Origin of the sequence: Vibrio sp. L3-7 (genome assembly GCF_963898195.1) — a bacterium.
In the GTDB taxonomy this organism is placed as follows: domain Bacteria; phylum Pseudomonadota; class Gammaproteobacteria; order Enterobacterales; family Vibrionaceae; genus Vibrio; species Vibrio echinoideorum.
Window position 1 is genome coordinate 158,679 of sequence record NZ_CAWQUW010000002.1, and the last position, 24,411, is coordinate 183,089.

The 24,411-nt window shown below is 44.5% G+C and carries 15 protein-coding genes; 4 read left to right on the top strand and 11 right to left on the bottom strand.

The genetic code is table 11. The features are described 5' to 3' along the window. Positions 1 to 6 precede the first annotated feature (6 nt). From AACW75_RS03085 to AACW75_RS03100, 4 genes are all read left to right on the top strand, one after another. Positions 7 to 1,236, top strand: coding sequence for an ammonium transporter (locus AACW75_RS03085; RefSeq protein ID WP_017073110.1), 1,230 nt, complete (start codon positions 7 to 9; stop codon positions 1,234 to 1,236). Positions 1,237 to 1,531: 295 nt separating this feature from the next. Beyond that, complete coding sequence (locus tag AACW75_RS03090) at positions 1,532 to 2,545, top strand: Fe(3+) ABC transporter substrate-binding protein (RefSeq protein ID WP_135457136.1); 1,014 nt, start codon at positions 1,532 to 1,534, stop codon at positions 2,543 to 2,545. Positions 2,546 to 2,791: 246 nt separating this feature from the next. Continuing rightward, positions 2,792 to 4,417: an ABC transporter permease gene (locus AACW75_RS03095; protein WP_017073107.1), complete on the top strand. Its 1,626-nt coding sequence runs from the start codon at positions 2,792 to 2,794 to the stop codon at positions 4,415 to 4,417. Then, positions 4,417 to 5,445, top strand: a complete 1,029-nt coding sequence (locus AACW75_RS03100; protein WP_017073106.1) for an ABC transporter ATP-binding protein — start codon at positions 4,417 to 4,419, stop codon at positions 5,443 to 5,445. The genes AACW75_RS03095 and AACW75_RS03100 overlap by 1 nt, the downstream gene beginning before the upstream one ends. A 155-nt stretch (positions 5,446 to 5,600) precedes the next feature. On the opposite strand, the gene AACW75_RS03105 is transcribed toward AACW75_RS03100, so the two are convergent. The 11 genes from AACW75_RS03105 to AACW75_RS03155 all read right to left on the bottom strand — a co-directional run bounded on the left by AACW75_RS03105 (position 5,601) and on the right by AACW75_RS03155 (position 24,344). After that, positions 5,601 to 7,013 (bottom strand): phosphoglucomutase/phosphomannomutase family protein, encoded by a 1,413-nt coding sequence (locus tag AACW75_RS03105; RefSeq protein WP_135457132.1) that lies wholly within the window; start codon positions 7,011 to 7,013, stop codon positions 5,601 to 5,603. A gap of 72 nt (positions 7,014 to 7,085) precedes the next feature. Further along, positions 7,086 to 9,491 carry a GH36-type glycosyl hydrolase domain-containing protein gene (locus tag AACW75_RS03110; RefSeq protein WP_135457130.1) on the bottom strand — a complete coding sequence of 802 codons (2,406 nt, stop codon included), beginning with the start codon at positions 9,489 to 9,491 and terminating at the stop codon, positions 7,086 to 7,088. A gap of 145 nt (positions 9,492 to 9,636) precedes the next feature. Then, the gene (locus tag AACW75_RS03115) at positions 9,637 to 11,595 is read right to left on the bottom strand and encodes a beta-N-acetylhexosaminidase (RefSeq protein ID WP_145570488.1); all 1,959 of its coding nucleotides are present in this window, start codon (positions 11,593 to 11,595) and stop codon (positions 9,637 to 9,639) included. A 12-nt stretch (positions 11,596 to 11,607) separates the two neighbouring features. Then, complete coding sequence (locus AACW75_RS03120) at positions 11,608 to 12,489, bottom strand: N-acetylglucosamine kinase (protein WP_145570490.1); 882 nt, start codon at positions 12,487 to 12,489, stop codon at positions 11,608 to 11,610. Positions 12,490 to 12,491: 2 nt separating this feature from the next. Then, entirely contained in the window at positions 12,492 to 14,213 is a 1,722-nt protein-coding gene (locus AACW75_RS03125) for a glycoside hydrolase family 9 protein (protein ID WP_145570492.1), read from the bottom strand. 97 nt (positions 14,214 to 14,310) lie between these two features. Beyond that, positions 14,311 to 15,306, bottom strand: a complete 996-nt coding sequence (locus AACW75_RS03130; protein ID WP_017073100.1) for an ABC transporter ATP-binding protein — start codon at positions 15,304 to 15,306, stop codon at positions 14,311 to 14,313. Positions 15,307 to 15,393: 87 nt separating this feature from the next. Next, a complete protein-coding gene (locus AACW75_RS03135) occupies positions 15,394 to 16,377 on the bottom strand; it encodes an ABC transporter ATP-binding protein (protein ID WP_017073099.1) in 984 nt (327 codons plus the stop codon). A 2-nt stretch (positions 16,378 to 16,379) separates the two neighbouring features. Beyond that, a complete protein-coding gene (locus AACW75_RS03140) occupies positions 16,380 to 17,405 on the bottom strand; it encodes an ABC transporter permease (RefSeq protein ID WP_145570494.1) in 1,026 nt (341 codons plus the stop codon). 2 nt (positions 17,406 to 17,407) lie between these two features. Continuing rightward, positions 17,408 to 18,394 (bottom strand): ABC transporter permease, encoded by a 987-nt coding sequence (locus AACW75_RS03145; protein ID WP_017073097.1) that lies wholly within the window; start codon positions 18,392 to 18,394, stop codon positions 17,408 to 17,410. Positions 18,395 to 18,563: 169 nt separating this feature from the next. Further along, positions 18,564 to 20,246 (bottom strand): ABC transporter substrate-binding protein, encoded by a 1,683-nt coding sequence (locus tag AACW75_RS03150; protein ID WP_017073096.1) that lies wholly within the window; start codon positions 20,244 to 20,246, stop codon positions 18,564 to 18,566. Between the two features lie 708 nt (positions 20,247 to 20,954). Continuing rightward, complete coding sequence (locus AACW75_RS03155) at positions 20,955 to 24,344, bottom strand: response regulator (protein ID WP_145570496.1); 3,390 nt, start codon at positions 24,342 to 24,344, stop codon at positions 20,955 to 20,957. Positions 24,345 to 24,411 lie beyond the last annotated feature (67 nt).

Below are 24,411 nucleotides of genomic sequence, written 5' to 3' on the forward strand. Positions count from 1 at the left end.
TTTAATATGGAACTTACAACAACAGTAATGGAACTACGTTACGCACTAGACACTTTTTTCTTCCTCATTTCAGGTGCGTTGGTCATGTGGATGGCAGCAGGCTTCGCAATGTTAGAAGCGGGTTTAGTTCGCTCAAAGAACACCACAGAAATTTTAACTAAGAACATCTGTTTGTACGCGATTGCTTGTACGACTTTCTTAGTGGTTGGCTACAACATCATGTATGTCGATAACGGTGAAGGTGGATGGCTACCATCATTTGGTGCCCTAATTGGTACTCAAGGTGAAGGTGCAGACCACTCATTAGAATCAGATTTCTTTTTCCAAGTAGTATTTGTTGCAACAGCAATGTCGGTCGTTTCTGGCGCAGTTGCTGAGCGTATGAAGCTTTGGTCATTCCTTATCTTCTCTGTGGTACTAACAGCGTTTATTTACCCAATGGAAGGTTACTGGACTTGGGGTGGTGGTTTCCTATCAGAAGCTGGTTTCAGTGACTTTGCCGGTTCTGGTATTGTACACATGGCAGGCGCTTCAGCAGCATTAGCGGGTGTTCTATTACTGGGTGCTCGTAAAGGTAAATATGGTAAGAACGGTGAAATTTACCCGATTCCTGGTTCAAACATGCCACTTGCAACGTTAGGTACATTTATCCTTTGGTTCGGTTGGTTCGGTTTCAACGGTGGTTCTCAACTTATGGTTTCAGATTTTGAGAACGCAACAGCGGTGGGCCAAATTTTCCTGAACACTAACGCAGCAGCAGCAGCAGGTGCGATTGCAGCACTACTAGTATGTAAAACAACGTGGGGTAAAGCTGACTTAACAATGATCCTTAACGGCGCGTTAGCTGGTCTAGTAGCAATCACTGCAGATCCTCTATCACCATCACCTCTATTTGCTGTTGCAATTGGTTCGGTATCTGGTGCACTTGTTGTGTTCAGTATCATTGCTCTAGACAAAGCTAAGATTGATGATCCAGTAGGTGCTATCTCGGTACACGGTGTATGTGGCTTCTTTGGTCTAATGGCTGTGCCACTAAGTAACGCTGATGCAACATTTGGTGCTCAACTATTGGGTGCTGCGGTAATCTTCGCATGGGTATTCGGTGCTAGCTTAGTTGTATGGGCTGTGCTTAAAGCGACAATCGGTATTCGTGTAACTGAAGATGAAGAACTTGAAGGTATGGACATGCACGATTGTGGTGTAGGCGCTTACCCTGAGTTTGTATCAGTAAAATAATCAGCAGTAATCTTTTGACCTGATAAAAATCAGGCCATAAAAACAAAACCCTACAGCTCATGGTTGTGGGGTTTTGTTGTATTTATGGTCGAACATTGCAAGAGGGAATAAGGGGTAAACAGGTTTCATTTAAAGCGAAGACAAGGTGTTTGTTTGGAAATGCTTTGTTACAAATGTGAGGGTTTTAATGGTCTGAGTAGACGGATTTTTTGTCGCTCGTCATTGTAATTATGTTAATGATGAATATAATAACGCAACTGATAGACATTATCATTTCGATATAAAGGATTTTACAATGAAGAAACTGCTAACACTTTCAGCTCTAGCGTGTGGTGTAATTGCCCCGACAGCAATGGCTGCGGAAGAAGTCAACGTATACTCTTACCGTCAACCTTTCCTAGTTGAGCCAATGTTCAAGGAATTCACGAAAGAGACTGGCATTAAAGTAAACGTTAAGTTTGCTAAAAAAGGTTTAGCAGAAAAATTAGCTCAAGAGGGTGAATACAGCCCTGCGGATGTTGTCTTAACTGTAGATATCAGTCGTTTATCTGAGCTAACAAAACAAGATCTAGTTCAATCTGTCGAGAGTGATGTACTTGAAAAGAACATTCCAGCTCAGTACCAAGATTCCGCTAATGAGTGGTTTGCTCTAACAACTCGTACACGTAGTGTTTATTCTTCACGTGACCGTGTTGGTCGTCTAGGTGAAGAGTTCACTTATGCCGATCTAACTAAACCAGAATTCAAAGGCAAAATCTGTACTCGTAGCGGTAAGCACCCATACAATGTTTCTCTAGTATCTTCGATGATTGCTCACAAAGGTGAAGCTGAAACGAAAGAGTGGCTAGAAGGCGTAAAAGCAAACCTAGCGCGTAAGCCTCAAGGCAACGATCGTGCACAAGTTAAAGCGATTAAAGAAGGTCTATGTGATGTTGCTCTAGGTAACAGCTACTACCTAGGTAAGATGATTAATGATAAAGAGCAAAAAGCTTGGGCTGACTCTGTTTACATTAACTTCCCGAACCAAGAAACAACGGGTACTCACGTAAACATCTCTGGTATGGCTATGGCTAAATTCTCTCCAAACAAAGAGAACGCGGTTAAGCTAATGGAGTTCCTATCAGGCAATACTGCACAAGGCATGTATGCAGAAGTGAACTACGAATACCCAGTTAAAGCAGACGTTAAGCCTTCAGAGCTTGTTGCATCTTGGGGTGAGTTCAAAGCGGATACGATTTCTCTAGATGAAATTGCAGATCACCATGCTGCTGCAATCAAGCTATTAGACGAAGTTAAATTTGATCTTTAATTTATTATTGTAGGCTTCGGCCCACATAAAATTACAACCCCAAGTAGCTATTTTAGGCTTCTTGGGGTTGTTTGTTTTTGGATAAATCACTTTTTGATACAAAGCTCTCTCTTGAACCATTGAGTTATTCGCATCTCACCTTGAAGTCATTACGGTATATGGGTATAAATACCCCCACCATTAAAAGGATATGAGATGTATTTGCAAATGTATTTGTGTTTCATTAAGCCTCGTTGTAGTTAGTTGATGAAAGAAAAGAATTATTTATGGAACACCAGTAGCGGAATAATCGCTGTACTGCTTGTTTTACCAATCTTGGCGATTTTTACGACTGCTGTTGGAGAAACAGATGAGCTCTTTTCTCATCTTATGTCCACAGTAATGCCCACCTATGCCTACAATACGGTGGTTTTAGTCATAGGAACTATGTTCCTGTCTTTGATTTTTGGTATTCCATCTGCATGGATCATGGCAATGTGTCGTGTCCCTGGAGAACGCGTTTTGCAATGGGCTTTGGTGCTGCCATTGGCAATGCCTGGTTATATCGTGGGCTATATTTTTACCGACTGGTTTGACTTCGCTGGCCCTGTTCAAATCCTGTTACGAGATCTAACTGGCTGGGGACCTGGTGAGTATTGGTTCCCCGATATTAGAACCTTATCGGGCGCTATTATTGTTCTGTCTCTCGTTCTTTACCCTTATATTTATTTGCTCTGCCGTGCGGCGTTCATGGAGCAAAACGTATCTCTATTACAATCTGCTCGCTTATTAAAGTGCTCTCCTTGGGAAAGCTTTCGTCGTATTTCATTACCACTTGTTCGCCCCTCGATGGCGGTAGGTTTGTCTCTTGTTGCGATGGAAACTATTGGTGACTTTGGTACGGTAAGTTATTTTGCCGTAAGCACGTTGACGACAGCGGTATACGATACTTGGTTGGGCTATTCAAGCTTAACGGCCGCAGCAAAAATATCGGCAATAATGCTGGTGATCGTCATTCTATTATTGAGTACCGAGCGATACAGCCGTCGTAAACAGAAATTGTTTCAGAATCAATTCAGTAGCCGTGAAGACTTTCGTTATGAACTCATCGGCTGGAAAAAGTGGTTGGCACTCTTTTGGTGTTGGGGATTAGTGTGTATTGCGTTCTTATTCCCTCTCGCGCAGTTGATCATTTATGCCTACAAGTATTTTGCTCAAAGCTGGACCCCAGAGTTCAGAGAGTATGCACTTAATAGTCTTTACGTCTCTGTTGTCGCTGCGATTATTGGTGTGATTGTTGCGTTGATTGTCAATTTTAATCAACGTGTTAGTCCTGGTAAGAAAAACTTGGCTTACATGAGGTTCGCTTCAATGGGCTACGCCGTTCCTGGAACCGTGTTAGCGATTGGCGTGATGGTACCTGTGCTGTTTATGGACCATTTAGTTAATGACATAGCGAAAGCGATGGAGTGGGGACGACCAGGTTTAATTTTCTCTGGTTCTATGTTTGCGCTCATATTTGCCATGGTCGTGCGTTTTTCAGCTGTTGCTATTGGTAGTATCGAAAGTAGCTTAAGTAAGGTATCACCTTCATTGGATATGGCTTCTAAAACCATGGGTTGCAATGCCAACCAGATGTTGCGTCGGGTACACTTACCTTTGATTAAGCGTGGTGCACTGATTGCAGGCTTATTGGTGTTTATTGAATCAATGAAAGAGTTAAACGCGGCATTGCTGCTGCGTCCTTTTAATTTCGAAACGCTCGCGACTTATGTTTATAACTATGCGTCAGATGAGCATCTTGAATTAGCAGCCATGCCTGCTGTGTTGTTAGTTTTGGTGGGTTTAATTCCGCTGATCATCGTAAACCGTTCCTTGGAGCAGAAACACTAATGAGTTGTGCATTATCAATTAAAGATCTGACTTGTAAGTATGAGTCCCAAACTATTTTGGAATCTCTTTCTTTAGAAGTCGAGCATGGTGAAATTGTTTGTCTGCTTGGTGCCAGTGGTTGTGGTAAGACAACGCTGCTTAAAGCGATTGCCGGCCTGCTTCCATTGAGCAGTGGCGTTATGAGCTTGAATTGCCAAGTCATTGATGATGCTGCAAATTGGTTGCCGCCAGAGCAGCGTAACATTGGTATGATCTTTCAAGACTATGCTTTGTTTCCACACCTTACGGTGAATCAGAACGTGGCATTTGGTCTGCGTGATATGTCTGAGCAAGATAAGGCAGAGAAAGTTCAAGAGATGCTTGAGCTTGTTCATCTTGATCAATTTGGTGATCGTTATCCTCATCAGCTCTCTGGTGGACAACAGCAACGTGTCGCGATTGCGCGTTCTTTAGCTTATAAGCCAGACCTACTGCTATTGGATGAACCGTTTTCCAACATTGATACCCAAGTACGTCACGAACTGATTTCTCAGATTCGTAAAATCTTCAAGAAGCAGGGTGTGACGGCTATTTTTGTTACTCACAGCCGTGAAGAGGCTTTTGCCTTTGCTGATAAAATGGCAGTAATGAATCACGGTGTGATTGAGCAATATGGCTCGGCATCAGAATTGTACTTCCACCCATCAAGCAAGTTTGTGGCTGACTTCTTGGGTGGCGGTAGCTACTTGAATGCACAACGTATTTCAGATAATGAATTTGAAACAAGCTTAGGTTCGATCGAAGCGAAGGCGCAAACTGAAATAGAAGTTGGTGCTCAATGTGCGTTGTTGTTAAGGCCTCAACATATCGTAGCCACTCATGATGTGGATAGTAACCTATCTGTATTGGAGCAGCAGTTCATGGGTGACCATTGTCGCTATGTAATTGAAGCTAATGGTCAGAAGTTATTAGCGACTTCTTCAGAAGCTCTTGAAGTGGGCATGCCGGTAACCGTAAAAGTGGATACTAAAGGCGTATTAGCGTTTTAACGACGAGCCGCCAAAACAGTTTTTCCAAAAAATAAAACGCAGTCATAAAAAAGCCCAGCACTTAATCGAAAGTACTGGGCAAAAGCTCTTCATCTATAGGTTTAACAAGGCAGTGATTTATTAAATCCCATACAAGACTGCTGCACTCTATAAGCCTATAGAGAGAGGAAGTCTTTCACTTTTTGAAGAACATGTTCTGCAGTGTCTTTATCTTCCATTTCAGCGAAGATTCGTAGCAATGGCTCAGTTCCTGAGAAACGAGCAATCACCCAGCCGCCATTCTTGAAGTACACCTTGGCACCATCTTCATAGCTGACTTTTTCAATTTCGTATTCAAATTCAGGCAGTTGTTTTTCGACGTAGATCTTGGTGTAGAGCGCTTCCTTCTCTGAAGGTTTAAACTTGCAATCGCCTTCCGCCGTATACGCATAGCCATACTTAGAGTAAATCTCATCAAGCAGCTCAGACAGCTTCTTGCCTGTCACACTGATCATCTCAACCAGTAAGCTCGATGCGAACACGCCATCCTTACCTTTGATGTGACCTCGAATGGTTAAACCGCCCGAGCTTTCACCACCAATCAGTGAATCATCGGCTTCCATTTGAGAGCTGATATGCTTAAAGCCTACAGGAACCTCAAAGCTCTTTTCACCATGATCTGCCGCTACTTTGTCGAGCAGATGTGTGGTGGCGATGTTACGCACTACAGAGCCTTTCCAGCCTTTGTATTCCAATAAGTAGTAGTAAAGAAGCAGTAACACTTCGTTAGGGTGAATGAAGTGACCTTTCTCATCGATGATGCCTAAACGGTCGGCATCGCCATCGGTACCAATACCAATGTCATAGCCTTCTGCTGCTACCAAATGCTTCAATCGGTAGAGCGTAGCTGCATTAGGAGATGGCATTAGGCCCCCGAAATCTGGGTTCTTACCATCGTTGATTACGTCGACATCACAGCGGGCACTGATTAGAACGGTTTGAAGTGCGTTTTTCGCCACACCAAACATCGGGTCAATCAGTACACGTAGGTTCGCTTTCTTAATCGATTCGATATCAATGGCGTTGATAATCGAGTCAACAAAGGCGTTCATCGGATTGATGATCTCGATTTCTTTGTCGTTTAATGCTTGTTCGAAGTCGACTCGGATAACGTCTTCGCTGGTCAGTGATGCGATTTGCTGTTCAATCTTCTCTGTGATGATCTCATCAGCATCACGGCCACCTTCAATGAAAACCTTGATTCCGTTGTAATCAGCAGGGTTGTGAGAAGCGGTAATACAGGCTGAGTAGACACACCCCATCTCTTTCGCTTGGAACATCACGATAGGAGTAGGAACGAATTTGTCGATAAAGCTTACTTTGATATTGTTAGCGGCCAACACTTCAGCAAACCAACACGCGGCTTTATCTGAAAGGAAGCGGCGGTCATAGCCGATCACAAATCCGTTCTTTGCCGCTCCTTCATTGTTGATGATGTTTGCTAGTGCTTGCGCTACTAAGCGCACGTTTTCTCTAGTGAACTCTTCACCAATAAACGCGCGCCAGCCACCTGTACCAAATTTAATCATTAGAAAATCCTTTTAGTCTCATTGTCTCAAACCGGAAGGCTTGAGACAGGAGCTGTTCGTCAAATTGAGTGACTAGCCTAGAACAACGACAACATCGTTCACGCTGCCTTCTGCTTGCACTGGAATTGCACCTTCAACCTGTTCACCATTGATAGTGATAGAGGCAACGCCTTTGCTTACTGCATTCGGGTTCTGCACTGTGATGTTGTAAGTCGCGCCACGCCATTGACGAGTAACCTCGAACTCTGGCCAATCAGTCGGGATACATGGATCAACTGTTAAGCCTTCAAAGCCTGTACGAACACCAAGAATGAAGTTGGTTACCGCGAAGTAAGCCCAACCAGAGGTACCTGTTAACCAAGGGTGGTTTGCACGACCATGGTCTTTGTGATCTTTACCCATGATGAACTGCACGTACGAGTATGGTTCTGCGTAACGCGTTTCAATCATGTCGTTTTGGTTGTACGGGTTAAGTGCGTCGTAGAACTTCATAGCACGGTCACCACGACCTAGCTTCGCTTCTGCTACCCAAGCCCATGGATTCGGGTGAGAGAAGATAGCGCCGTTCTCTTTAACGCCTTGGTAAACACGAGTCACAAAGCCGATATCGTCGTTTGGTGTAGCAAATGATGGAGAGTTTAGGTGTAAGCCGTACTCAGAGAATAAGTTCTCATCAACTGCGTCCATCGCTTTCTCGCCACGCTCTTGAGATACCGCGCCAGATAGAACCGCTAGCGTGTTTGACTCAAGGTGAACTCGACCTTCAGCTTGTTGAGCGGTACCGATCTTGTCGCCATTTTTAGTCAGACCACGGATGTACCAGCCACCCTCGTCATCCCAAAGGTGCGTTTCACACGCTTCGCGAACGTTCGCTGCCATTTCAGTGTATTTAGTAACGTCAGCATCGTTATTACGGAACTTAGCTAGGTCTAAGAATTCTTGTAGCGCCCAGAAGTGTAGGAATGAAACCATTGAAGATTCACCACCACCTAGGTTTAAACAGTCATTCCAGTCTGCGCGAAGACCCTTACAGATACCCGTTTGACCTACGTATTCTGCAGAGAAGTTCAGTGCCGCTTTCATGTGTTCGTAAACCGTTGCTTCGCCACCATCTGCGTATGGAATCACTTCGTCAAAGAAATCGTGTTCACCCGTTTCCATCACGTACTTGATGATGGTTGGTACGATCCACAAGTGATCATCAGAACAGGTATCGTCAATGCCGTGGATCTTGTCGTCGTCTGACGGTGTTGGAACAACCGTTGGCGATTTTGAAGGTTCAACGTCAGCTTTCTCTGGATCGAACCAGTCAGGATCGAACAAGTGTAGACCGTAGCCCGCTTTAACTTGGCCGCGAAGCAGGTCGATAATACGTTTCTTGGTCATTTGTGGGTTGGCATGAGGTACTGAGATAGCATCTTGCGCCGTATCACGGTAACCAAGGCCAGTACGACCACCAACTTCGATGAATGAAGCAAAGCGTGACCAAACCACACAGGTTTCCGCTTGGTAAAGCGTCCACGTGTTGATCATGGTGTCTAAGCCTTCGTTTGGAGACTTAACTTGGAACTTGTTGCAGCGTTCGTCCCAGTGATCTTTGATTCCTTGGAATGCTGCGTCTACGTTGGCTGTGTCTTGGTATTTCTCACGTAGACGCTCGCCGTTGCCTTTGCCGATACCTAGTACGTACGCAAAGCGAGCCTCTTCACCCGGCTGAATCGTAAATTGCTTATGCAGAGAACCACAGTGGTTGTAACAAGTTTGCGCACTGTTAGAACACTTGCCATTTTCAACCGCAATTGGGTTGGCTTCGTCACGGTACATGCCAAGGAAGTTGTCACGTTGTCCGTCGTAGCTGTCTGGCGAGAAGGTGGATGCTAGGTAGTAGAAGCCTTCAAAGTCGTTGGTGTTGTAGTACAGGTCGTATTCCAGAACACCTTCTTGGTAAGACGTGCCCGCAGAGTACAAAGACATCTGATGGTTTTGGTTATCTGATTGAATGTGACTGAAAGAGAACTCAACAAATGAGAAAGTGCTGATGGTTCTTGGCTTATCTGTGTTGTTCTTCAGTACGACATCCCAAACTTCCGCATCTTCACCCTTAGGAACGAATAGTGTTTTAGTTGCCGTAATACCGCTGTATTCACATTTGAACTTTGAGTATGACAAGCCATGACGAACTTCGTAGTTCGCTTCATCTAGACTTTTTGCCACTGGCTGCCAAGAGATAGACCAGTAATCACCCGTCTCATCATCACGTAGGTAAACATAGTGCCCTGGACGATCGAATGTGCCGTTTGGACGGAACTTAGTAACACGGTTGTATTCCGGAGAATTGTAGAACGAGTAACCGCCCGCATTGTGCGAAATTACGGTACAAAACTTTTCAGTACCTAGGTAGTTGGTCCAAGGTGCTGGTACATCAGGGCGAGTGATGACGTATTCGCGATTGTCGTTATCGAAATAGCCGTATTTCATTGTCATTTCCTTTTTAACAAACTGCATCTATGCAGCTAATTTTTAAATAGTGATGCTGAGTCTTATCTAACTGAGCACCTTAATTTGAGTCAGCAACTTAATTTGAGCAGTAACCGCTCTATATGAGTGTTGCTTTGGTTTTGTTTTATTGAGCTTTCCAAGGGTTGCGATAATCAACATTGAGTCTGTCGAGTAATGGCAGGTGGCCCTTTAGGCGAGATAGGTAATCTAGCCAGTTTCGGTTGTTTTTATGTGTCCAACATCCTTCAGCTAAAGCGCTAATTCTTGGAAATACCATGTAATCCATACGCTTTTGATTGGTGACGATCTCACACCAGAGAGCACACTGAATTCCGCGAATCCGCTTACGAATTGGGTCGGTGTCGGATATCTCAGCAAGCGCTTCGTAGGTATAAGCTTGTTCTAATGGGATAACGGCAGCCCAATCTACGCCCGGTTCTTCCGGTGCATAATCTTGGGTCATGTCAAGATAAGTAAACTGTGCAGGTTGCAGCACCACATCAAAGCCTTGGCGAGCGCAATTGATAGCAGCTTCTTCACTTAGCCACGAGTAGATGATGGTCTCTTTACTGACTTTGTCGCCATGTTGCGCTTCTTCCCAGCCCACCATGCGCTTGCCTAACTGCTTGAGTTTGTTTTCGGCATAGCGGAATAGGTGACCTTGCAAGTCTTTGCTGTCTTGGTACTGGTGCTCTTTCATCAGTGCTTGAGCGGCAGGGCTGTTGCTCCACACTCCTGGTGGTACTTCATCTGCGCCCATGTGGATCAATTCGCTAGGGAACAGCTCTGCCACTTCTTCAATAACGGCATCTAGGAATTGGTAAGTACCCGGTAAACCTGGATTTAGCACGTTGTCGTTGTAGTGCTGAATACTCTTGTATTGTGTGGTGTCTGCTTGCTCTACCAGCAGGTCAGGCAGTGACTTTATTGCAGCGCGGCAGTGTCCCGGGATATCGATCTCAGGGATGACTGTGATGCTGCGCTGCTCCGCATATTCAATCACTTCGCGAATCTGTTGCTGCGTGTAGAAGCCACCATAGTTCTCAGCAAGGTGTGTGTATTGTGGTTCTAACGGATGGTCAGGTCCACGCCAAGCACCGATTTTAGTCAGTTGAGGGAGGCTTTTTATCTCAATTCTCCAGCCTTCATCATCGGTTAGATGCCAATGAAAAACGTTGAATTTGTAGTGCGCCAACTGGTTGATTAAACGCTTAACTTGCTCCACTGAGTGGAAATGGCGAGCGCAGTCCAACATCATGCCGCGGTATTTGAAGCGAGGCTGATCAGCGATTTTGCAACATGGAACAGAGAAGTTCTCTGCATCCAGTTGCTGTACCAACTGAATCAAGCTTGCCACGGCGTGTGTGAAGCCAGACTGGCTGCCTGATTCAACCATTATCTGTTGTAACGTGACGGTGAGCTTGTACTCGGCTTCGTCTAACGTCGGATTACTGCGAAATAGAATGTCGCTGTTCTCTTCTGTTGGAAGTCCTGGTGAACGTTTAGTTGAAAGCTCATTCGAAAGAGATATTTCAAAGGAAGAAAGTAATTCTTGTTGCAGCCAAGATACGGCTTTATCTGCAAGGTGAGATTGAACCTCAATCTTGCATGCGCTGCCTAGCTCGAAGCTATCTTGTGTCAGTTCGATCTTATTCGCTTGAGGGATCAAAGCCACTTCAGCCGCACTTACTTGTGGTATTTGATTACGTTCACGATATGGCGAAGCCAAAACTATCGGAGATATCGCCACTGGCAGTACCGATGTTTCGCCCTCGTGATGCGATTGGATAAAGGCATCATTAAGGCCATCCGAATAGAAGCGGAACGGGGCGCTTTGAATACTGAACTCAAGGTAGTAGTGGTTGTTCGCCATTAATACAGGCGAGCTTGGTTTGAACGAACAATAGCTCCCAACTTGAGCCAATTCACCTTGCGATAAACTCTCTGGAAGAATGAATCGGTCAAAGGCAAAATGCAGTGACCAATCTTGTACGTCGAGGTCACTTAAGTTATGTACCGTAAGGCCAAATCGGCAGTTATTTTTTTGTTCGGAAAGAACGGCTAAGTCGATGCGATAATTCATATAACTTCCCTGCTAAGCCTGTTGGTACAGGTTGTGTTGTGATTGACCAGCAAACATCAATGCACCTTCGATAGCATCAAATTGAGGTTTAACGATCCATTGCTGTACTGGTGGTGACAACCAATTGAGAATACGTTCTGCAATACTGCCCATTAAGCACACCTTGTCAGCGCCTTTTCGATGAAGAGCTAAGACAAACATTTCGATATCTGCTGCGGTTAGTTTGAGCATTTCGATAGCCAGTTCGTCACCTTCATTAGCCAGTTGAAAAATGACAGGGGAAAATTGACCGTAATCTTTTGGGATTGCGACTTTCGACCACGCCACGATCGCATCAACATTGTGATTAAAATGCGCCATTACATGTTGAGTCAGTGGTGTTTTGTTACGAATGCCATCTTCAGCGAGTAGAACTTGCTGAATTAAACGAAGGCCCATCACTGCGCCGCCTTGATCTGAAATTGGGAATTCACGACCGCCAACAACATGTTGCTCGCCGTTGTTTAAGTAGATGCCACATGAGCCTGTACCACCAATCATGATTGCGCCGTCTTGGCCATTGTGGGCACCAACACATGCCCCATAAGCGTCTGTGTTTAGCGTCATGCTTGCAAAAGGATGGGTTTGTGCCATGAATTCGAGCCATGCCGACTTTTGCTCAGCACCAGCTAATGCCAATCCAATATGCATATCAGAAAAGTGATTTGAGTCGAGATTACCTTGTCTTGCTGCTGACGTAATCGCATCAACAATGGATACCATCGCAACATCAACACCGAGCAGAATGTTGGCGCTGCCACTCTTTGCTTCGCCAATGAGTTTGCCTTGGTCATCTCGAATTCGAGCTCGGCAAGATGTACCGCCGCCATCAATACCTACGTAGTAAAGAGCCATCGTTATTGCTCCTTACGTTGTGTTAGGAAGTTGAACTGCGCAGCTGTGGCCAGTAAGTACCATGCGCCATGAGGGATCCATTGTTCGCCCCAGCGCCAATTTTGAAGCATGTCATCTTTTTGTGCTGGTGGGTTGAACGCGATGTCTTGCTCATCGTCAAAGCCCGCTGTGATGCCGTTACAAACTCCGCCTTTCGCATTAAAGAAACCAAGCTGTGGCAGGTAGTCTGGGTTGTTATGGCCGTGGCCATCGAGCATGCACATATGGTATGGGTTGAGACCCAAAATCCAATCAAGGCTGTTTTGTGAAAGTTGAATTAGGCGTTTTTGAAGGTCTACATTTTTAATGTGAGGTTGAACTAAGTAAGCCATAGTAGCCAATGAGCCGAGGCGTGCATTTTCACCTTGCCACCAGTAACCAGTTTCGTTCTGTTGAGCGACAAAAAAGGCATCACGCTTATCACCGTCGACAGACTTAACGTACTGTCTTGGGTAGCCAAATGGGTTGGTGACTTTGTCGGTAATATTGGTTTCGAACTGACAAGCTTGCTCAACAACAAGACGTGCTTGTTCTCTTAATTCAGTATCGGTTTCGTTGTCGATGTATTCGCATAGCGCAATCACGGGAAGGCCAGCTTCCGCTGCATGAAAGTATGGGCGAGAGCCGTCAGAGTTCGCTGACCAAAAGTTTTCGAAAGATTCATCGGACTGCTGACGAGAGGTTAAACGAGCAGTCCAAATTCTTGCTTCTAAAAGATATTGTTCGTCTTGCGTTACTCGGTAAAGTTCATTGGCTGCGAGTAGGGCGCAATACTCATCAATAATGTTTTCCTCACCATCGTTTAAGTATTGAAGGTTGTGTTCTTTAAGGTGCCAATAGCCTTTTGCGGCAGTATCAAGATAAGTTTTGCTTGAGTAACTGCCAGAGCTTTCAAGCTCAGAAGCCGCCGCCAATGCTGCAATCGCAACGCCAGCACCTTGTCGGAAAGCGGCTTGCAAATCTGTTGACTTATGACCTTCTTGAGTGGCGTAGGCACAGATATCGCGCTGTTCGATATCTTTGCTCCATTTATCGAATACCGTCATGTAGAAGTAGCCAGCCGCGTCTTGCATACGTACTAGAAAATCAGCGCCGAACAAGGCTTCTTCGGTTAAGCGAGTCATCGAGAATTTTGGGAAGTCTGGGTTATTGCAGATTAAGCGCACGCTTTTTAGCATGTTCCAAACGACCATTGGAATTTGTTGGGGATTGAGATAATTACCATATGATAAATGGCTAAAATACTTACTTACGTCACCTGATGCATCGTACCAACCACCATGAACATCAACGTATCGGTCTGATCCCAAGATTTTTGCTTGTCGATCTTTCTTGTCAAAAATCCCGCCGCAACGTTGTGACTTAAAGTAATGAAGCACATCAGAAAAAGTTTGGTTCATCAGTAGGTTGTTACCAATCTCAAATACTTCTGAACGTAAGTTGTCAAAACGTAAGTAATAACGGCCAATTTCTGTAAATGAACTGAAATCGATAGTGAAAAATTGTCCTTGATGCCAATTTGCTACGCGACCCTGCTTTACAACATCAAAGTTGCCCACGGTAATATGATTGTCAGCACACACCAACAGTGCCGTTGTGCTCGATAAGCGCGCTTTGTTTGTTTGTAAGATCGCCTGCTTTGGAGCGGTGGATTCGTAGCCAATATGGTTGGTCAATAACAACATCAATGTTCTCCAAAGGTCCTAGTTTCTTGTGGCTAGATACCTGAATTGTTTTGGATAGAATCGTTAGGGTCCGCAGACCCTAACTCAGACTTAAGGTTTAGCTTTCGTGTAGGTAACAACGAACAAAGTGGTTATCAGCTAATTGAGTCACTCCTGGCAGTTGCTCTTTACACTTGTCCATCGCTTGAGTGCAACGCCCCGCAAATGGACAACCTACTGATGCCGGAGTCCAGAGCGGGATCTCGCCTTTGTTACCTGCTAGTTTTTCGTGGATCGATTTCTTAGGGTCTGGAACCGCAGAAACAAGAAGTTGCGTGTAAGGGTGTTGAGGGTTAGCAATTACATCATCGGTATCGCCCCATTCGACCATGTGTCCCACGTACATCACTGAAAGATCTTCAGCTATGTAGCGAGCGGTTGCGATGTCGTGGGTGATATATAGCAGAGACATTTGTTTCTCAAACTTCATCTCTTCCATCAGGTTTAAAACACCAGCACGAATCGAAACGTCTAGCATTGAGGTTGGTTCGTCCGCTAAAACGACTTCAGCACCTACCGCGATATTGCGTGCTAGATTGACACGTTGACGTTGGCCACCAGAAAGTTGGTGAGGATACTTTTGCGAAGTCTCTTTCGGTGGAACTAAGCCTACTTGTTCCAATAGATCATAAACTCGTTCTTCAAGCTCTTTCTTGTTGCCCGGAGCGACCTTTTTATGGATCAACAATGGTCGAGCAATATGGTGGAAGATATTGTGAGTAGGGTTTAGCGAACCAAACGGGTCTTGCCATACCATCTGCACACCTTCACGGTAATGCATAAGATCTTTTCGGCTTGAAATCTCTTGGATATCACGGCCTTTGTATTCAATGCTACCGCCCGAAGGCGCATACATTTTTGCGATCATTTTTGCTGTCGTTGATTTACCTGAACCTGATTCACCAACCACCGCTAGGCCACGGCTCTTGTACATTTTGAATGACACGTCGTTAATCGCACGCATCATTGGGGTTTGAATAGTGGTACTGCTTATCGGGAAGTCTTTTACGACATTCTTACCTTCTACCAATAATTGACCGAAATCTTTGCTCATAATTGTCTCCAGAATCCTTGTTCGCTTTGCTTGCTTTTGGGCAGTCGAACCGCCTTGTTAGTTATTCACGCTGTGTCAACGTGCAAGCTATAGCTTCCTTTGTACTATTGGGTCACCGTACAGGTGGCAGTTAGACAAGTGTCCCGGTTCGATAGAACGCAACTTGGTTGGTACTTTTGTACAGGTTTCATGTACACGGTCACAACGAGCTTGGAAACGACATCCTTCAGGTATTTCTAATAGATTTAAGGGGTTGCCTGGAATTCCTGCTAGCTTTGTCTTTGGCCCTGTCAGTGGAGGGAAAGAACTACCCAACCCTTTGGTGTAAGGGTGGTAAGGGTTTTCTAGAATATCTTGAGAGTTAGCAACTTCAATAAGCTCACCTGAGTACATGATGCCGATTCGGTCAGAGAACTCGACCATCAATGATAAGTCGTGGGTGATGAACAAAATCGAGAAGCCAAACTCTTCTTTTAATGCATAAATCTTTTGTAGGATTTCACGTTGAACGACCACATCCAGTGCTGTCGTTGGCTCATCCATAATGATCAGCTTTGGATTCAGCGCTAGTGCGATAGCAATAACCAAACGTTGACGCATGCCACCAGAGAATTGGTGAGGGTAGTCAGTTAATCGACTTGGATGAATATCTACGATTTCAAGTAGACCTTCAGCTCGTTGTTTAGCTTGCTCACGGGTCATATTAGTGTGACGCATAATTACGTCACAGAACTGCTCTTCCATTGGTAGCACTGGGTTGAGTGCGTTCATCGCACTCTGGAATACCATGGACATCTCGCTCCAACGGAACGATTGCATGCGTTCATCACTGTATTCAAGGATGTTTTCACCGTTGAAGATAACCTCCCCACCACTGATATAAGCTGGCGGCTTGTGAAGACGCATAAGAGAGAAAGCGACCGTTGATTTACCACAGCCAGATTCTCCAGCTAGGCCGAATACTTCACCCGGAGCGATATCGAAACTTACATTGTTACAAGCACGAACATCGCCTGACTCTGTGATGTAATCCACGCATAAGTTGCGGATAGAAATTAGTGGTTCAGACATGATTATTTATCTCCGCTCCAAAGTGCATTTTGTGGTGGTAGTTCTGGTTCACGTTCTTCTTTGTCTTGAGCCGCTAGTTTCTTCCAACGTTTCATACCTTTGTGAGAACGCAATTGAGGGTTAGCAATTTCATCGACAGCAAAGTTAAGCAAAGCAAGGCCTGTTACTAGTAGTGTCAGTGCGATACAAGGAGCCAACAGTTCCCACCAAGCGCCAATCAGCATAGATGAAGACGTTTGAACGTTGTAAAGCATGATGCCCCAACTGATTGTGTTTGAGTCACCAAGACCTAGGAATGAAATTGTTGCTTCCATCATGATTGCGTACATAACTGAACCGATGAAGCTTGCGCCGACAATAGAGATAAGGTTTGGCAGAATCTCTACGAAGATGATGCGGAATGAAGATTCACCCAAAACTTCAGCTGCTTTTACAAACTCTTTTTCACGCAGTGCTAAAGTTTGGGAGCGAACAACACGGGCACCCCAAGCCCAGGACATAAAGCCGATAACTAAGGTGATGGTGAGTGGCCCTGCCTCACCGATAAAGGCCGCGACTACGAACAATAATGGGTATTGAGGAATAACCAGCATGATGTTCATCGCTGCGGTCAGTATGTCATCCACACGGCCACCAAAGTAACCAGCCGAAACACCGATAACAGTTGCTAATAAACATACGGTTAGACCAGCCCCAAAACCTACCGCAAGAGATACACGTGCGCCGTATACCACTTGTGACCAAACATCACGCCCCATACGAGTTGTACCTAGTACGTGGTCTGCCTTCTTAGACATAATCAATGTACGACGGTCGTCTGCTAAGTTTTGAGCAACCCAGCCGTCAGGGTTAGTTTGTGCAGATTTCACGATGAAACTTGGGTATTCGTGCGGGTTACCTGTACGTTTGTCTGGTACATGTTTGGTAATCAAAGGGGCAGCTATAGCGCCAAGAATAAAAATACTTAGGATGATGACGCCAGTTAGAGCCATCGGGTTACGCCAAATGAGTTTTAGAATGTCTTTCATGATTATTTACCACCCTTACGAAGACGAGGGTCAAGAACAACGTAAAGCATGTCGGCAACTAGGTTAAAGAACAGCATGAATAGCGTCATAATAAGCAGTTGGCCTTGCAGTACTTGGTAGTCACGAGCGTTAATTGCGTTGAAAAGTACGCTACCAAGACCTGGGTAGTTAAAGATAATTTCGATGATTAATTGACCACCGATTGCCATGCCTAAAGACATTGAAAGGGCTGTAACACTTGGTAGCATCGCGTTACGAGCTGCGTAGTTGAATACCACTCGGTTCTCGCTAAGGCCTTTGCCTTTAGCCATAGTTATGTAGTCTTCTGCTAGCAGGTTGATCATGTTGTTACGCATGTTTACTAGGAAGCCACCAATTTGAACTATGGATGCACACACCAAGGGTAAGAAAGCGTGGTACGCAACGTCTTTTATGAATGCCCAACTTGTCCAGTCAGGTATCGTACCTGCAGTATAGGCGTAGCCTGTCGGGAACCACTTTAAGCCAATGGCGAAGGTGAATAGTGCAATCATCGCAATAACTACCTGAGGAACGGCTTGCAGAATAAGCATCCCCGGTGTAACAAATGCATCGTATTTGCTGCCACGTTTCCATGCTGCAAAAATACCTAGGATTGAACCAATAGAGAAAGAAAGAACAACTGCGGTCCCAGCTAAGAAAAGCGACCAGCCAAATGCTCCGCCCAACAATGTATTTACTGAAAGTGGGTAGAATTGGATTGATGTACCAAGCTCCCAGCTAAGAATGTTTTTCATATACGCTACATATTGAACGAGTAAGCCACCATCAACGAAGCCTAATAGTTCTTTCATTGCAGCTATACGCTCTGGAGTAACTTGTACAGAAGCGTTCGCAAACATCATGGTAACTGGGTCACCAGGCATTGCTCTTGGAATAATAAAGTTTAACGTCGCAGCAACTAATAGCGCGACAAAATAGAATGACAAACGTCTAAAAAAATAACCCATAACTCACACCTTACTCACCCAGATTGTTTCCCTGTTTCTGGATTCAGGTCGCTCCTAGCGAAATTTGGAACGAAAAATCCCCTGACGACTAGCGCCATACTTTCAATTGATAGTGTGGGGATTTTTATAAGCGGCGTAAGAAGTTACGCCGCAAAAATTGAACGATTACTTATTTAACTGGTTTTAGGTCCAGTACATGAAGTAGACGCTCTGGAATACCAGCCCAAATGTTTGGACGGCCTTTTGGATTTTCTTCGTTCCACCAACCAGTGAAGCGAGTTGTGTTGTATTGGTACATGTAAGCACCAGACATCACCGGAATTGTCACTTGGTCCGCAGCGATGATTTGCTGGATACCATGTGCAATATCTAGTTGTTCGTTCTTATCAGCTGTTTTGTAGAAGCTGTTTAGAAGACCATCTAGCTTATCGTTTTGGTAGTAGTGCATTGCGAAACGAGGCATACCATCACCAGATTGTAGTGACGAGTTGTAAGCACTGTTCCAGTATGTGTATGGATCTGCACCGTGGAAGTAGTTTGTGTATGCTACGTCGTATGTACCTTCAAGCATTGCTTGGTTGTACACTGAGAAATCAGGTGTACGAGCTTTCGCTTTAATACCGATCTCGTTTAGCTGTTCTACCGCAAGTTGAACTGTGTTGTTAAAGTCAGTCCAGCCATTTGGCGATTGAATCATTAGTTCGAAAGACTTGCCTGAGGGAGTATCAACAAAACCATCTTTGTTTACATCTTTGAAGCCTGCGTCAGCAAGAAGCTTTTTAGCACCTTCAGCATTGTATGTGTTGAAGCCTTTGTACTTGTTGTGAGTCTTTTCATCAGACCAAGCTTCAAACGCGTAGCCAAGACCTGATGCGAAATCGTTCACAGTGCCACCGCCGTAGAATGCGATGTCGATGATAGTTTGACGATCAAGAGCCATTGAGAAAGCACGACGGAATTCAACGTTGCTCAATGCTTCATGCTTCGCAGCATCAGGGTGCTTGAAGTTAACGATGAATGCTTGCGTACCTGCTGGCGGGTACCAGTAGTGGTGTTTCGGGCTCGCTGCTGCGTAGGTACGGTCGATATCAGGAACGAAAGAAGACGTCCAATCCATTTCACTGTTTACAACTTTACCTAGGAACTGGTCGTTGTTAGCAATTTGTGGAACGCGCAGACAGTCAACATCTAGGTTGTCTGCATCCCAGTAGTTCGGGTTTGCACACTGGATGTATAGTTGCGCTGTAAACGTATCGATTTCTGTAAACGGACCTGAACCTACAGGGTTCTCATTGGTGAACGTAGATGGATTTTTTACGTCTTTCCAGATGTGCTTAGGTACTACTGGTACTTTAGCAATCTCATAAGGTACGTTTGAGTTAGCTTCTGTTAGGGTAAACTTAACTTGGTTGTCGTTCAGTTTTTCTACAGAAGTTACCCAAGAGTTGATACCAGATTGGTCAAGTTCTGGCTTCTCTTTTACAAGGTTGAAAGAAAAAACAACATCATCAGCAGAGAAAGTTTCTCCGTCAGACCATTTAACACCCTTACGAATGTCGAAAACTACGCTCATCAGGTCATCTGACATTGTGAAGTTTTCAGCTAGACGGAACACTGGAGTGTTACCGTGCATTTCGTTAAATACTACTAGCGGCTCATAAAGGAAGTCGGTTGTAGTATGTAAGTTAGTAGCACCAAGGTACGGGTTAAAGTTACGTACGAATGTAGTGTACTCTTTCGGGTGAATAGTCAACTCACTGCGTTCTGCAGCTGTTGCTACTGATGCAAAACCTGTTGTAGCAGTTGCAATAATTGCTGTTGCTATTGCTGTTTTTTTTATATTGGCAAGCATAGCTGTTCCTTACTATTTGCTTTCATTTCACTAATGGATTGAATGTTATCTGTCGCTAATTGTTTAGTAGATACACACTCTAGTTAAAGGCCTACCTCTTCTTCATTGCTCCAGATTTGTTGCTTCTTCTGAGAAGTGGTAAGAGTGGCCTGTAGGCCTTTGGCAGGAGTAAGAAAACACCTTATCGATGAATTAATCAAACTCGTTTCCCGTCAAAAACGTTAAAAACACACATCGACACGTCATTAACGTCAAAATATGGTGCTTTGATGGTTTTTTGCGCGCAGTTGTTAAGGTGATGTGACTCGCAATTGATTTTGTAGTAGTACTGGTAAGTTAGTGATCACTTACTTTCCTAGCTTTTTATTATAATGGGTTATTCCATTTTAATGTAATTGTAGATCTCTATCACTTACTGGTTCTACGTTAAATTTCCCTAGAAAATTAAATCTGCCGTTCTGTTGTGACTCGCTTCTCAAACTGCAACAAAGAGTCGGAGGAATGTGAAATTCAGCCAAGAATAAGCTCTTAAGTATCGATTGAATAGGTGATTGTTTAAGCTTGCGTGACGTATGATTTGGCTTGTTTAACTAGAAAAAAAAAGTAATAACGTAGACTAAATGTTGTGCTTTTATTGAACGATTAGGCATGAAAAAGCCCACTCAAGGTGGGCTTCATTACTCACTGTATCGTGATATTTCTTCGGGGTTAGCTGGTCAGTAATTTCTGCAGTTTATCCCTTAGCATCTCGATATGAGTTCTTTCGGGGGTCTGCTCTTTACAATGTTCGAGAATAAACTCAATAGAGCTCAATACCGTTCTCCAGCGAGGCGTTCTTGGTAGTGTTTCTACACGAAGGTACTTATCTAAGGTTCGAGTTTGAAGTGTGCTGCGGTCTAAATAGACTCGCCACAAGCCACTTTTCTCTGCGAAAGCAAACTTGGTTTCCCCTGTAACAGACTCCCAGTAGATAATGGCATTGGTCATGACATCGACTAATGCTTCACGCATCAGCTCTTGTTTGTTTTTACCTTCACCGGTTGCCTTATCAGCAAGACGAGTAAATTCACCACCAAGCTCCTTCAGTTGTTGCAGCTTATCTTTGTCACCTTCAAAGGCGTAGCTTGAAAGTGCCTCAACCGCCGTTTCAAGGTTATTAACTCGGTTTGAGTTAACGCCACCACCCACATTGAAGATATACATGGTATCGAGCCCTGAGCCTTCAGGTAGCTTGAGGATGTCACTTGGAATGCGCTGACGTGTGTCATCTATGTAGATATCAATATCACCACAGTAGTGGGCTTGTTCCACTTTGAGGTATTTAGGTGCGATGATCTCGTCGGCCATTGAACGCTTAAGTTGTTCTTGTCCGCGTCTAAATAGCTTAGCAGCCGCTTCGTTTGCAAATCGAATACGTTGGTCATCTCGAATACAGATGATCGCCTCTGGAGCTGACTCCAACTGTTCTAGCAAGCGTCCTTGAGTTTCTAACAGGTTGGCCTCAACCATGGCTCTATGTTTGAGCTCTAATTGCAGTTGGTCATTCTCAAGACGCCTTTGCTCGGCTTTACTTGCCGATAAGTGCGCTGTGATTCGAGCAGCCAGTTCTTGTTTATTAAATGGCTTGGATAAGTAGTCATTGGCACCCGCTTCGAAGCCTCGTACTCGGTCTTCTGCTTGGTTCAATGCCGTAAGCATGATGATTGGCAATTGAGCGTGATCATATTGCTTACGTAGCGCTTCACAAACCTGATAACCACTCATACCTGGCATCATGATGTCGAGTAACAGTAATTCTGGTTTCTCTTTTTCAATCAGTTCAATGGTTTCTGGGCCATCACATGCGGTACGAACTCGATAACCTTCTAATTTCAAGAAGCTGTCTAACACGCGCAGGTTGACTGGCTCATCATCAGCGATAACTAATAATGGACCATTAGGGTCTTCACTGATAATGCTGTTTTCTTGTTGGCTATTATCTATCAAATCTGGCGCTTGGAAGTGTGAGTAGTTTCCAGACTCGTTATAGCTATCCAGTTCTTGTTGGGTAGCTAGAGGCAGAGTAAAGCTGAAAGTCGTGCCTAGCATTGGCTGGCTACTCACGTACAGTGAACCTCCCATTAGCTCAATCAGCTGACGGCTAATAGATAACCCAAGCCCTGCACCTTGGCGGTAGTTACTGGCATCTTGGCCAGCTTGAATCAGTGGTTCAAAGATATGTTCAAGGTACTCTGCCGGTATTCCTTGGCCTGTATCGACAACTTGTACACGAATGTTGTCGTCGATAACGCTTGCTGAGATAACAATCTTACCTTCGGATGTGTACTTGATGGCATTACCAACCAAGTTATACATCACTTGCTCAAGTCGTTGAGGGTCCGATGAAACTAGGCCTAAATCACTTGGCACTTGGTTAATGATGCGGATTGGCTTGTTACCTAATAGGTGATGAGAAAGCTCAAGAACCAAGCTGGTGGCGGCAGACAAATCAACGGCAGACTTTTTAATGTCCAAGCTGCCATAACGCATTTTATGGTAATCAAGCAGGTCATCAACCAGTGTTGCCAATCTCTGTCCACTATTGATGATGATATCCAGTTGGTATTTCTGATTAGCAGGAATAGGGCCATTTGCGCCGGATATTAGCGCTTCAGCAATACCAACCATGCCATGTAGCGGTGTTCTTAGTTCATGTGAGGTCGTTGCTAAGAACTCATCTTTAAGCTTGTTGGCCAACTGCAGCTCTTCGTTTTGCTTTTGAATGGTCTTTAGGTTGTCCTCAAGCTCATCATTTTGGCTTCTAATTAGCTGCATTTTTTCGCGAATCGAACGCTGCATCCGTTCAAAGCTGACGGCTAAGCGGCCTATTTCGTCTTTGCGTTCGGTATTAATCATGGTTTCGTCAAGATCACCTGCAGAGACTTTCTCGGCAGCCCACGTGAGCTTGAGGAGAGGGGAAGTGATGAAATTGGACAGATAATGTGATGCGACAAACACAAGAATGATCGCTGTTAGCATTACGATCACGAAGATCTTTTCTAGCTGATGAATACGAGCAAAAGCTTCTTTCTCTGGAAGCTCCACGACCAAAGCCCATGTCGCATATTTTAGTTCAATAGGAGTGTATGCCGCGATGATCGCTTGATCTTGAGTGTTGTTGAACGTCCCAACGGCTGTTTCACCTGCAAGTGCTTTATTAACAACATCTAAGCTTAAATTGATCGACTCTTGTGAATGCGCGAGGCTACGGGGCAAGTGATCGTCACCGACCAATAACGTCTGAATGTTTGAACGCTTATTTACGTCGGCAATCAGCTTAGTAATGCCGTTAATCGGAAGTCTAAACATCGCATAACTGTGTAAGTAACCTTGTTGTACGATTGGCGCACCAAGCCATGCGGTTTGTTTTCCGTCTTCGTCTTTGAAGTCAGAGACAATAACGGGCGTGTAATCTTCGTTAGATCTACGTCTATCGGTCACGTCTTTTGCTAGTCGTTGAAACGTCAGGCCTAGGTTTGAATCTTTGTATTTGCCGGTTAATAAGTTGGTGCCGTAGTCATCATGCTTAAAGACTGAGTAAGCGATATTGCCATTGATATCGACTAATAAAATATCGTCAAAATCGGAGCGTTTAAGCAGCTCTAAGTAGGCATTATGGTAGCGCTTGTGCAGTAGACGATAACGCTCGCTGCCAATAAAACTGGTGGACTCTGGAAGAATCGATGTTTTTATTTGATCGCCAGAACCTTGAATGTAGCGCTGCTGCGCATTATTGCGTGCTTCGTCAATATCTAAACCAAGTCGTTGGAAGGCATTGATTAAGCCGTAAAATCGCCCACCACTGGCATTGGCGAGTTCTGAACGCACAAAGCCCATCACTTGAGACTCTTGAGCTTGTAGATAATCGACAATTTGCTGTTGCTTAGTATCACGAACGGAAACAAGGTGTGAGGTACTTTGTTCCTGAAGGTCCTGACTGTGCGATTGGAGGAAAAATATCGCGATAAGTGTCACTGGGGTAATACTGAGGACAAGAAATGCCAGCATTAGGGTATTTTGAAGGCGCTTAAACTTCTGCTTACGATAGAATCTAAACATAAATTGGGTACTACTTTCCTTTGATGTACTGATAAAAGGGGCGAAAACAAGTACAGAGAATAGAATT

Excerpts from the sequence above, each read along its gene's own strand:
- AACW75_RS03085 (WP_017073110.1), top strand. The coding sequence starts at position 7 with ATGGAACTTACAACAACAGTAATGGAACTACGTTACGCACTAGACACT.
- AACW75_RS03090 (WP_135457136.1), top strand. The coding sequence starts at position 1,532 with ATGAAGAAACTGCTAACACTTTCAGCTCTAGCGTGTGGTGTAATTGCC.
- AACW75_RS03095 (WP_017073107.1), top strand. The coding sequence starts at position 2,792 with ATGAAAGAAAAGAATTATTTATGGAACACCAGTAGCGGAATAATCGCT.
- AACW75_RS03100 (WP_017073106.1), top strand. The coding sequence starts at position 4,417 with ATGAGTTGTGCATTATCAATTAAAGATCTGACTTGTAAGTATGAGTCC.
- AACW75_RS03105 (WP_135457132.1), bottom strand. The coding sequence starts at position 7,013 with ATGATTAAATTTGGTACAGGTGGCTGGCGCGCGTTTATTGGTGAAGAG.
- AACW75_RS03110 (WP_135457130.1), bottom strand. The coding sequence starts at position 9,491 with ATGAAATACGGCTATTTCGATAACGACAATCGCGAATACGTCATCACT.
- AACW75_RS03115 (WP_145570488.1), bottom strand. The coding sequence starts at position 11,595 with ATGAATTATCGCATCGACTTAGCCGTTCTTTCCGAACAAAAAAATAAC.
- AACW75_RS03120 (WP_145570490.1), bottom strand. The coding sequence starts at position 12,489 with ATGGCTCTTTACTACGTAGGTATTGATGGCGGCGGTACATCTTGCCGA.
- AACW75_RS03125 (WP_145570492.1), bottom strand. The coding sequence starts at position 14,213 with ATGTTGTTATTGACCAACCATATTGGCTACGAATCCACCGCTCCAAAG.
- AACW75_RS03130 (WP_017073100.1), bottom strand. The coding sequence starts at position 15,306 with ATGAGCAAAGATTTCGGTCAATTATTGGTAGAAGGTAAGAATGTCGTA.
- AACW75_RS03135 (WP_017073099.1), bottom strand. The coding sequence starts at position 16,377 with ATGTCTGAACCACTAATTTCTATCCGCAACTTATGCGTGGATTACATC.
- AACW75_RS03140 (WP_145570494.1), bottom strand. The coding sequence starts at position 17,405 with ATGAAAGACATTCTAAAACTCATTTGGCGTAACCCGATGGCTCTAACT.
- AACW75_RS03145 (WP_017073097.1), bottom strand. The coding sequence starts at position 18,394 with ATGGGTTATTTTTTTAGACGTTTGTCATTCTATTTTGTCGCGCTATTA.
- AACW75_RS03150 (WP_017073096.1), bottom strand. The coding sequence starts at position 20,246 with ATGCTTGCCAATATAAAAAAAACAGCAATAGCAACAGCAATTATTGCA.
- AACW75_RS03155 (WP_145570496.1), bottom strand. The coding sequence starts at position 24,344 with ATGTTTAGATTCTATCGTAAGCAGAAGTTTAAGCGCCTTCAAAATACC.